The sequence below is a fragment of the Bacillus sp. JJ675 genome (genome assembly GCF_036963165.1).
GTDB classification, from domain to species: domain Bacteria; phylum Bacillota; class Bacilli; order Bacillales; family Bacillaceae; genus Bacillus; species Bacillus glycinifermentans.
The window spans coordinates 52,979-63,303 of record NZ_JBALMR010000018.1 but is presented as its reverse complement, the minus strand read 5'-3'; the positions used below and the strand labels follow the sequence as shown (position 1 = coordinate 63,303).

General features: G+C 47.5%; 8 protein-coding genes and 1 pseudogene. 8 read left to right on the top strand and 1 reads right to left on the bottom strand.

Translation table 11 applies throughout. The features are described from left to right. Positions 1 to 706 (bottom strand): annotated as a pseudogene (locus tag V7126_RS04475) (oligosaccharide flippase family protein); the annotation flags it as partial. A 169-nt stretch (positions 707 to 875) separates the two neighbouring features. Between V7126_RS04475 and V7126_RS04470 the strand changes: the two are divergent. The 8 genes from V7126_RS04470 (at position 876) to dtd (ending at position 10,226) form a co-directional block, all read left to right on the top strand. Continuing rightward, positions 876 to 1,172 carry a post-transcriptional regulator gene (locus V7126_RS04470; RefSeq protein ID WP_046132101.1) on the top strand — a complete coding sequence of 99 codons (297 nt, stop codon included), beginning with the start codon at positions 876 to 878 and terminating at the stop codon, positions 1,170 to 1,172. Positions 1,173 to 1,211: 39 nt separating this feature from the next. Further along, a complete protein-coding gene (secDF, locus tag V7126_RS04465; protein WP_175075644.1) occupies positions 1,212 to 3,437 on the top strand; it encodes a protein translocase subunit SecDF in 2,226 nt (741 codons plus the stop codon). 140 nt (positions 3,438 to 3,577) lie between these two features. Next, positions 3,578 to 4,072: a cation:proton antiporter regulatory subunit gene (locus tag V7126_RS04460; RefSeq protein WP_046132103.1), complete on the top strand. Its 495-nt coding sequence runs from the start codon at positions 3,578 to 3,580 to the stop codon at positions 4,070 to 4,072. 86 nt (positions 4,073 to 4,158) lie between these two features. After that, positions 4,159 to 4,452, top strand: a complete 294-nt coding sequence (locus V7126_RS04455; RefSeq protein ID WP_046132104.1) for a LapA family protein — start codon at positions 4,159 to 4,161, stop codon at positions 4,450 to 4,452. A 69-nt stretch (positions 4,453 to 4,521) separates the two neighbouring features. Continuing rightward, positions 4,522 to 6,870, top strand: a complete 2,349-nt coding sequence (gene recJ, locus V7126_RS04450; RefSeq protein ID WP_216899098.1) for a single-stranded-DNA-specific exonuclease RecJ — start codon at positions 4,522 to 4,524, stop codon at positions 6,868 to 6,870. 17 nt (positions 6,871 to 6,887) lie between these two features. Further along, positions 6,888 to 7,400: an adenine phosphoribosyltransferase gene (locus V7126_RS04445; RefSeq protein ID WP_046132106.1), complete on the top strand. Its 513-nt coding sequence runs from the start codon at positions 6,888 to 6,890 to the stop codon at positions 7,398 to 7,400. A 167-nt stretch (positions 7,401 to 7,567) separates the two neighbouring features. After that, the gene (locus tag V7126_RS04440) at positions 7,568 to 9,769 is read left to right on the top strand and encodes a RelA/SpoT family protein (RefSeq protein ID WP_175075642.1); all 2,202 of its coding nucleotides are present in this window, start codon (positions 7,568 to 7,570) and stop codon (positions 9,767 to 9,769) included. 13 nt (positions 9,770 to 9,782) lie between these two features. Then, complete coding sequence (dtd, locus tag V7126_RS04435; protein WP_046132108.1) at positions 9,783 to 10,226, top strand: D-aminoacyl-tRNA deacylase; 444 nt, start codon at positions 9,783 to 9,785, stop codon at positions 10,224 to 10,226. The last annotated feature ends 99 nt before the right edge of the window (positions 10,227 to 10,325 follow it).

The following is a 10,325-nucleotide window of genomic DNA, read 5'->3' as shown; positions in this document are numbered from 1 at the left end:
GTTCAAAGAACCAGGACAAGTTCCCGATAAACCGGCTGCCGGTCGTCGGAAGCGAGACGCTCATCAGCTCAAAAAACGTGCTCCGCCCCGATTTCAATGACTGAAAAAACCGTTTTCGAATTCTGATTTTCTTTTTATATTTAAAAGCGATAAACAAATAAAGCAGGGAAGCGAGTTCTCCGAAGACAGAAGACAGCATCGCCCCGGCTGCCGCAAACTCGATGCCGAACGGCAGAAATGCCGTTGTGCAGACGGCCACGAGCGAGATGCGGACAATCTGTTCAAGAACTTGGGAAACGGCAAGCGGCCTCATATTCTGTTTTCCTTGAAAATAGCCTCTCAGCACGCTGGAAACCGCGATAATGGGGACGACAGGCGTGACAGCCAAAAGCGGATAAAGCGTTCTTTCATCCGTAAAAAGCGTTTCGGCCATCAGCGGCGCATAAATAAGGAACACCGGGGTAATGAGCGCGCTGAGCGCGCCCGTAATCGCCAGCGACATGACTAAAATCTGCTTCGTCTTCCTGCGGTCGCCCCTGGCTTCAGCTTCCGCCACGAGCTTGCTGATGGCGACGGGGAGGCCGAATTGGGTAAGGGTCACCGCGAGGAAAAACGTCGGTACCGCCATCATGTAAAGGCCTACGCCTTCCTCGCCGATGAATCTTGCGATCACGATCCGGTTGATAAAGCCGAGCATTCTCGTAATCAAACCTGCTGCTATTAAAATGAGCGTGCCTTTTAAAAACGTTTGCTTGGTCATTTCTTAGTCCCCTGCCTTCTCAAACAACCTTTAATCATATACAATAAGATATGCGCATACATCGTCCAAGCATGACAAGTCTCTCTGAAAAAATGTGAAAGGAGCGTGGCTTTGCATGGACAAACATCCGGCTGATATGTATAAAGACCATTTAAAGCCTTTTCTTCTCAGCAAGCTGGAAGAATTTATGATCCTGGGTTATGATGATATTGAAATAAAGGAATTATGGTCATACTTATTGAATAAGAAATGGAAGAATCATAAGGATGTCCAAATTCATCAGCTGGCTGACGATATTTTATCAGTGAAAATTGGCGAATTTATGAACTATGCAACCGTAGAATCGTTTAAAACGTCTAATTTACTCGACAGCAAAGAAGGGCAGGACATGCTCGACGAGCTGCTGAAGTGACCGTCGATTTTTTGGGTTGATTTAAGGAGGAAATACATAATGAAAAAAGGACGCTTGATTGCGTTTTTCCTTACCGTTCTATTGATCGGTACTGGACTTGGAATTTTGACGAAGCCGGCTGCCGAAAACATCAGTCTCGGCCTTGATCTTCAAGGCGGCTTTGAGGTTTTGTATGAAGTTCACCCTGCCAAAAAAGGTGATAAGATCAACAAAGACGTCCTCGTCAGCACGGTTGAGGCGCTGAACAGAAGGGCGAACGTGCTGGGCGTAAGCGAACCGAACATCCAAATTGAAGGAAACAACCGGATCAGGGTTCAGCTTGCAGGCGTCCACAATCAGAACAGAGCGCGGGAAATTTTATCAACACAGGCCGAGCTTACCTTCAGGGATACGAATGACAAGGAGCTTCTGAACGGTTCGGATCTCGTCGAAAACGGCGCAAAGCAGTCGTTTAAGCCGGATACGAATGAACCGATCGTTACGATCAAGCTGAAGGATGCGGACAAGTTCGGCGAAGTGACGAAGAAAGTCCTGGCCATGCAGCCGAATAACCAGCTTGTCATCTGGCTTGACTACAAAAAAGGCGATTCATTTAAGAAGGAATCGCAAAAGGCGGATCACAAATATATTTCTGCACCAAACGTAAGCCAGGTGCTGAATACCTCAGACGTTATGATCGAAGGGAAGTTCACGATTCAGGAAGCCAAAGACATGGCGAGCATTTTGAACGCCGGAGCCCTTCCCGTCAAATTGACTGAGAAGTACTCGACATCAGTCGGTGCGCAGTTTGGGGAACAGGCTCTACACGATACTGTGTTTGCCGGAGCTGTAGGTATCGCTATTATTTTCTTATTCATGCTTTTTTATTACCGTCTGCCTGGATTGATTGCAGTCATTACGCTGTCAGTCTACATCTATATCACCCTGCAGATCTTTGACTGGATGAACGCCGTCCTCACACTTCCGGGGATCGCGGCTCTTATCCTCGGGGTCGGTATGGCTGTTGACGCCAACATTATTACCTATGAGCGGATCAAAGAGGAGATCAAGCTCGGAAAATCGGTTCGCTCCGCTTTCAGGGCAGGTAACAGGCGGTCGTTCGCGACGATTTTTGACGCGAATATTACGACGATACTGGCCGGAGCCGTTTTATTCGCCTTCGGGACAAGTTCTGTCAAAGGGTTTGCGACGATGCTCGTTCTGTCGATTTTGACAAGCTTTATCACGGCCGTTTTCCTATCGAGATTTTTGCTCGGCCTGCTCGTTGAAAGCCGCTGGCTCGACAGGAAAAAAGGCTGGTTCGGCGTCCGGAAAAAAGACATCTTGGATATCACAAAAACGGATGAACATACGGAGCCGCCGACGCCGTTTGACAAATGGGATTTTGTCAGCAAGCGCAAATGGTTCTTCGCGTTTTCAGGCATACTCCTTGCCGCGGGAATCGTCGTTCTGCTTATATTCAGGCTGAACCTCGGCATCGATTTCTCCAGCGGGGCAAGAATCGAAGTTCAAAGCGGCCATAAGCTGTCAGCCGAACAGCTCGAAAGCGATTTTGAACATCTTGGGCTCAAACCCGATTCGATCGTCCTCTCAGGAGAAAAAGAGAATCATGGTGTCGCTAGGTTTGTAGGCGTACCGAACCAAAAGAAAATTGCCGAAGTGAAAGACTATTTTAAAGACAAATACGGCACCGAGCCGAACGTAAGCACCGTATCGCCGACCGTCGGCAAGGAGCTGGCAAGAAACGCGCTTTATGCGGTGATCATCGCCTCGATCGGGATCATTTTGTACGTATCGATCCGCTTCGAATACAAGATGGCGATTGCGGCGATTGCTTCATTGCTTTATGACGCATTTTTCATCATCGCCGTCTTCAGCCTCACAAGGCTCGAGGTTGATGTTACGTTCATTGCCGCGGTACTGACCATTATCGGTTATTCGATCAACGATACGATCGTTACATTTGACAGAATCAGAGAGCATGTGAAAAAGCGCAAGCCGAAAACGTTCAGCGATCTGTCGCATATCGTAAACTTAAGCTTGCAGCAAACTTTCACCCGTTCGGTGAATACGGTGCTGACCGTCGTCATCGTTGTCATCACGCTTCTCATTTTTGGCGCTCCGTCGATTCGAAACTTCTCGATCGCGCTCTTGGTCGGTCTTTTAAGCGGCGTGTATTCATCGCTGTACATCGCAGCCCAAATCTGGCTTGTATGGAAAGGCCGGGAATTAAAGAAACCGAAACAAAAGACGAAAGAAGACTAAACATCAGGACTGTCCATGCTCTGGACAGTCCTTTTTAGCTGTTTATCGGCCTGATTGATCTTAAAAATGACTTTTGCTATAATGACTAGACTCCGAACACGCACGTATTTAAGGACATAACACAGAAGAGGTGGACGTTTATGAGAATGCGCGAATTTGATCTGCCCGGCATCGGCAGAAAAGTAGAAATGTTTACGCGCGACGCGGAAAAGATAACGATTATTCTTCATGAAAACGGAATGAGAGAGCTGTATCACTTCCATGAACATGATGATGAAGAATGCGTGTCATCCATGTGCTTTGATGATGATGAGGCAAGGCAAATATCGGCGATCCTCGGAGGCGTCGCGTACAAGCCAAGGGCAATCGAAACAGTCGAAGCTGCCATTGATGAGCTGGCAATCGAATGGTTTAAAATAGAAGCTGGATCAGAGGCCGCACAGCAAACGATCAGTTCCCTCGGAATCGGCAAACACTACGGCGTCACCGTGATCGGCGTCGTCAAAAAAGGCGGTGACAAAATTCTAAACCCGGTTTCAGAGACGATGATGAATGAAGGTGATACGCTGGTGATTTCCGGAGAAAAAAAAGAATTAAGACGCCTCATTCAGGAAAAGCTGACCGCGTCAGGGTAATTTATATGTAAGCGTGTTCTTATAAAGGTGCGCCTTGTTTTCTTGTTTACAAATGGAGCATTGCTACGTGAATGGGGTGATTTATGATGAACAAACAATGGACGTTAATTGCTGCACTTATATTTACGCTGGTCGTCGCGATTTTTGCGGTTATCAATGTAGAGCCTGTAAAGGTCGATTTTCTGTTCGCAACAGCCGAATGGCCTTTGATTCTCGTTATTTTGGTTTCGGTGCTGATGGGTGCGCTCATCATCGGCTCTGCCGGCGCTTTTCAGTTGATGAGACTGAAGAGGGAGCTCAGGGCGCTCAGAAAAGAAGAACAGGCAAAAAAATCGGAAGCTGAGGCAGAGCCGCGCGCATCCGCTGATTCGAACGACTGAAGAATGTACGAAAAAAATTGAATCCCCTCAGCCGACTCTAGTATAATAGGGTGGTTGAGGGGTGAATTTATGTTAGCGTCAAAAATGCGTTGGGACGTGCAAACGCCCGACAAAGAAAAGGTGGAGTCGCTTTCCGGAGAATTGGGCATCACTCCCCTTGCCGCCTCATTGCTTGTCATGAGAGGCTATGATACAGCCGATAAAGCAGCTTCGTTTTTATATGGCAAAGATGCTGTCTTTCATGATCCCTATCTGCTAAAAGATATGGAAAAAGCTGTACGGCGAATCAAACAGGCAATTTCGGAACACGAACAGATGATGATTTATGGAGATTACGATGCGGACGGTGTGACAAGTACGACCGTCCTTTTGCAGGCTTTAAAAACATTTGGAGCAAACGTCGATTTTTATATACCGGACCGTTTTAAAGAAGGCTACGGTCCCAATGAAGCCGCTTTCCGCCAGTTCAAAGAACAGGGCTGTTCTTTGATCATCACGGTGGACACAGGGATTGCCGGCGTTCATGAAGCGGATGTCGCCAAAGAACTCGGCATCGACCTGATTATCACCGACCACCACGAACCGGGACCGGTTTTACCTGATGCGTATGCGATCGTCCATCCGAAGCAGCCCGGCTGCAGCTATCCGTTTAAAGAGCTTGCCGGCGTCGGGGTGGCATTCAAGCTTGCCCACGCGCTTCTCGGAGAGGTTCCCGAAGAGCTGCTCGACTTGTGCGCCATCGGGACGATTGCCGACCTTGTGCCGCTTCATGATGAGAACAGGCACATCGCCAAGCTTGGCATCGCACAGTTTAAGAAAACGAAGCGGCCCGGCTTAAAAGCGCTGGCGAAGATCGCGGGAGCGGAGATTCAGCAGGCGAATGAAGAAACGATCGGTTTTCAAATCGCGCCCCGCATCAATGCCGTCGGCAGAATTGAGCAGGCTGATCCGGCCGTTCACCTTTTGAACACAGAGGATGAAACAGAAGCGGAAGAGCTTGCCGCAGAAATTGACAGCTTAAATAAAGAGCGGCAAAAAATCGTCAATCAGATCACCGATGAAGCTGTTCAAATGATAGAGGAGCAAGGTCTTGACCAATCAGTTATCGTCGCTGCGCAGCCCGGCTGGAATCCCGGAGTGGTCGGGATCGTCGCTTCAAAGCTTGTCGAACGGTTTTACCGGCCGGCCATCGTACTCGGAATCGATGAAGAAAAAGGCATCGCCAAAGGATCTGCGCGCAGCATCAAAGGTTTTGACCTGTTTCAAAACCTCTCGGAATGCCGGGACATCCTTCCGCATTTCGGCGGCCATCCGATGGCGGCCGGGATGACGCTCGATCAGGAAGACGTCGAGGTACTGAGGGAAAGGATCAATCGTCAGGCCGAAGCCGTCTTGACGGAGGAAGATTTCATTCCCGTGCAGGAAGTCGACCTTTGCTGCCGCTTGGAGGATATTACGGTTGACAGCATCGCTGAAATGAATATGCTCGCTCCATTCGGCACGGGAAACCCGAAGCCTTTCGTACTCGTGGAAGAGGCCGAAATCGAAGAAGCGAGAAAAATCGGCGCCAATCAAAATCACTTGAAGCTCATGCTTGCCGATGGACAGGCGAAGCTGGACTGCGTCGGTTTTTATAAAGGGGAAATCGAAGAAAACGTCGTTCCCGGAGCGAAGATTTCTCTCGTCGGCGAACTGTCGATCAACGAATGGAACAATAGAAAAAAACCGCAATTGATGATAAAAGATGCAGCCGTAAAAGAATGGCAGCTCTTTGATTTAAGAGGAAAGCGGTCATGGGAAGAAAAAATTCTGAAATTGGACCCTGAAAAGCGTTCATTCATTTGTTTTCGGGAGGAAACAAAAACAAAACTGGCGGATACCGGCCTGCGTGATGAGCTGATTGTGATCAGAAGCGAAGAAGAGGCAATGAAGCTCGATCTACATAATCGCTATGCCGTTTTTATCGATACGCCGCAATCGATTGATATATTTGACCATGCTGTAAAAGAAAAACGGCTGGAGCGGATGTATTTAATTTTCAACCAATCTGATGATCACTTTTTTTCCACATTTCCGACAAGGGATTATTTTAAATGGTATTATGCTTTTCTTCTGAAAAGAGGCTCTTTTGACCTGGCGAAATACGGCGGAGAGCTGGCCAGGCATAAAGGGTGGACAAAAGATACAATCGATTTTATGACAAAGGTGTTTTTTGAGCTCGGTTTTGTTACAATAGAGAATGGTGTTTTATCTGTTGTACATGGTGCGGCAAAACGGGATTTAACAGATTCTGAAACGTACCGGAAAAAACAGCGCCTGATTGAATTGGAGCAAAAGCTCGTCTATTCTTCGGCGGATGAGCTTAAACAGTGGCTGAATAAGCGGATGAATGAGAGTTCTGAAGCTTTGAAAGTATGAGGAGGACATGAAAACAGATGGATTTGAAGAAATATGTAACAATTGTACCGGATTACCCGAAGGAAGGCGTACAATTTAAAGATATTACAACATTGATGGATAAAGGAGAAGTCTATCGCTACGCGACTGATCAAATTGTCACCTATGCGAAAGAAAAACAAATTGATCTTGTCGTCGGTCCTGAGGCGAGGGGCTTTATCATCGGCTGCCCGGTCGCGTACGCTCTCGGAGTAGGTTTTGCGCCCGTCCGCAAAGAAGGAAAACTGCCCCGTGAAGTGATCAAAGTCGACTACGGCCTGGAATATGGAAAAGATGTACTGACCATCCATAAAGATGCCATTAAACCGGGACAGCGCGTTTTAATCACGGACGACCTTCTCGCGACAGGGGGAACGATCGATGCAACGATCAAGCTTGTCGAAGAGCTCGGCGGCATTGTGGCAGGAATCGCATTTTTGATCGAGCTGACGTATCTTGAAGGAAGAAGCAAACTTGACGGATATGATATTTTAACCTTGATGCAATACTAAACAAATTTTATACTATAAAAAGCACTCATAAAAAGCGGGTGCTTTTTTCCTATTCCAAAAAATGTTGCACGCCGGTGTGTTCTTTTTTATTTCTTCTCTTTACATCTGTGACATTTTTCTTGATAATAATTACAATACAGTTTTTCAATTATAAAAAAGGTGATTCCATGGCGAACGAACAAGTATTAACTGCTGAGCAAGTCATCGAAAAGGCGAAATCTTACCTTTCCGATGAACATGTTGCTTTTATAAAAAAGGCTTATCAGTATGCGGAAGACGCACATCGCGAACAGTACCGCAAATCGGGTGAGCCGTACATTATCCATCCGATCCAGGTGGCGGGCATTCTGGTCGATTTGGAAATGGACCCTGCAACGATAGCGGGCGGATTTCTCCACGATGTCGTTGAAGATACGAGCGTTACGCTCGAAGATTTAAAAGAAGCGTTTAACGAAGAAGTCGCAATGCTCGTCGACGGCGTCACAAAGCTGGGGAAAATTAAATATAAATCACAGGAAGAACAGCAGGCGGAAAATCACCGGAAAATGTTTGTGGCTATGGCTCAGGATATCCGCGTTATTTTGATTAAGCTGGCTGACCGCCTTCACAACATGAGAACGCTGAAGCACCTGCCGCAGGAAAAACAACGGAGAATCTCGAATGAGACGCTGGAAATTTTTGCTCCGCTGGCGCATCGCCTTGGGATTTCAAAAATAAAATGGGAGCTTGAGGACACCGCTTTGCGGTATTTAAACCCGCAGCAGTACTATCGGATTGTCAATTTAATGAAGAAAAAGCGGGCCGAGAGAGAATTGTACGTCGAAGAAGTCGTAAACGAGGTAAAAAAACGCGTCGAAGAAGTCAACATTAAAGCGGAGTTCTCAGGCCGTCCAAAGCATATATATAGCATCTACAGAAAAATGGCCATGCAGAATAAGCAATTCAACGAAATCTATGACTTGCTCGCAGTGCGAATTTTGGTCAACAGCATCAAAGACTGCTACGCTGTTCTAGGCATTATTCATACGTGCTGGAAGCCGATGCCGGGACGGTTCAAGGATTACATCGCAATGCCGAAGCCGAACATGTATCAGTCGCTGCATACGACAGTCATCGGTCCGAAAGGCGATCCCCTCGAAGTGCAGATCAGGACGTTCGAAATGCACGAAATCGCCGAGTACGGAATTGCCGCGCACTGGGCGTATAAAGAAGGCAAGAGCGTCAATGATGATGCAAGCTTTGAGAAAAAATTGTCCTGGTTCCGCGAGATTTTGGAATTTCAAAACGAGTCAAGCGATGCCGAAGAGTTTATGGAATCACTTAAAATCGATTTGTTTTCCGATATGGTGTTCGTATTTACGCCGAAAGGCGACGTCATCGAGCTTCCGTCAGGCTCCGTGCCGATCGATTTTTCATACAGAATTCATTCGGAAATCGGCAATAAAACGATCGGTGCCAAGGTGAACGGCAAAATGGTCACGCTGGATTACAAGCTGCGTACCGGGGACATCGTTGAAATTTTGACGTCCAAGCATTCCTACGGTCCGAGCCAAGACTGGATCAACCTTGCCCAGACGTCCCAGGCGAAGCATAAGATCCGCCAGTTCTTCAAGAAGCAGCGCAGGGAAGAAAACGTTGAAAAAGGGCGGGAGCTCGTTGAAAAAGAGATTAAAAACCTCGATTTTGATGTAAAAGACGTGCTGACTCCCGAGAACCTGCAAAAAGTGGCCGATAAGTTTAACTTCTCTAATGAAGAGGATATGTATGCGGCTGTCGGCTATAACGGCATTACGGCAGCTCAGGTCGCCAACCGCCTGACGGAGAAAGAACGGAAAATGCGCGACCAGGAAGAGCAGGTGAAAACCGTTCAGGAAGTGACGGCTGAAACGAAGCCTTATCAAGGGAAAAAGCGCGAAGCCGGCGTTCGCGTAAAAGGCGTCGACAACCTTCTCATCCGCCTTTCCAAATGCTGCAATCCCGTTCCGGGCGATCCGATCGTCGGATTCATTACAAAGGGGCGGGGCGTGTCCGTGCATCGTGAAGACTGCCCGAATGTTTTGACAAATGAAGCGCTTGACCGGCTCATTCAGGTCGAGTGGGAGCATGAGCCGCAAACGCAGCGGAGAAAAGAATACAATGTCGAAATTGAAATTTTGGGTTATGATCGCCGCGGCTTGCTGAACGAAGTACTTCAAGCCGTCAATGAAACGAAAACGAATATTTCATCCGTCTCCGGAAAATCGGACCGCAACAAAGTGGCCACGATCCATATGGCCATTTTTATCCAAAATATCAACCATTTGCACAAAGTGGTCGAACGGATTAAGCAGATTAAGGATATTTATTCAGTGCGCCGGGTGATGAATTAGGGGGGGAATCGTCATGAAATTAGTTGTTCAGCGCGTCACAGATGCGAGCGTCACAGTCGGCGGCGAGATTGTCGGCAAGATCGGACTCGGATTGCTCGTGCTTGTCGGCGTGACTCACGATGATACGAGGGAGGATGCCGAATATTTAGCTGAAAAGCTCGTCAACCTCAGAATTTTTGAAGACGAAGCCGAAAAAATGAACCTTTCCCTGTTGGATGTAGGAGGTTCTGTTCTGTCGGTATCTCAATTTACATTGTACGGAGATACGAAAAAGGGGCGCCGGCCGAATTTTACAAAAGCGGCCAGACCGGATGCAGCTCGTAAGCTTTACGAGGAATGGAACACCCTTCTTCGGGAAAAAGGGGTGCCTGTCGAAACGGGCAGGTTCGGCGAGATGATGGATGTCAAGTTGACAAATTCCGGACCAGTAACCTTTATTATGGATTCAAAAGCGTAAAAAAGCCGCCTTATGGCGGCTTTTTTATGTCGAAATTTGCAGGAAAGAAGCTGTCCGTTCGCGAATTTCAGGCAGTAAATCTGTTCTAACAGGTTTTTT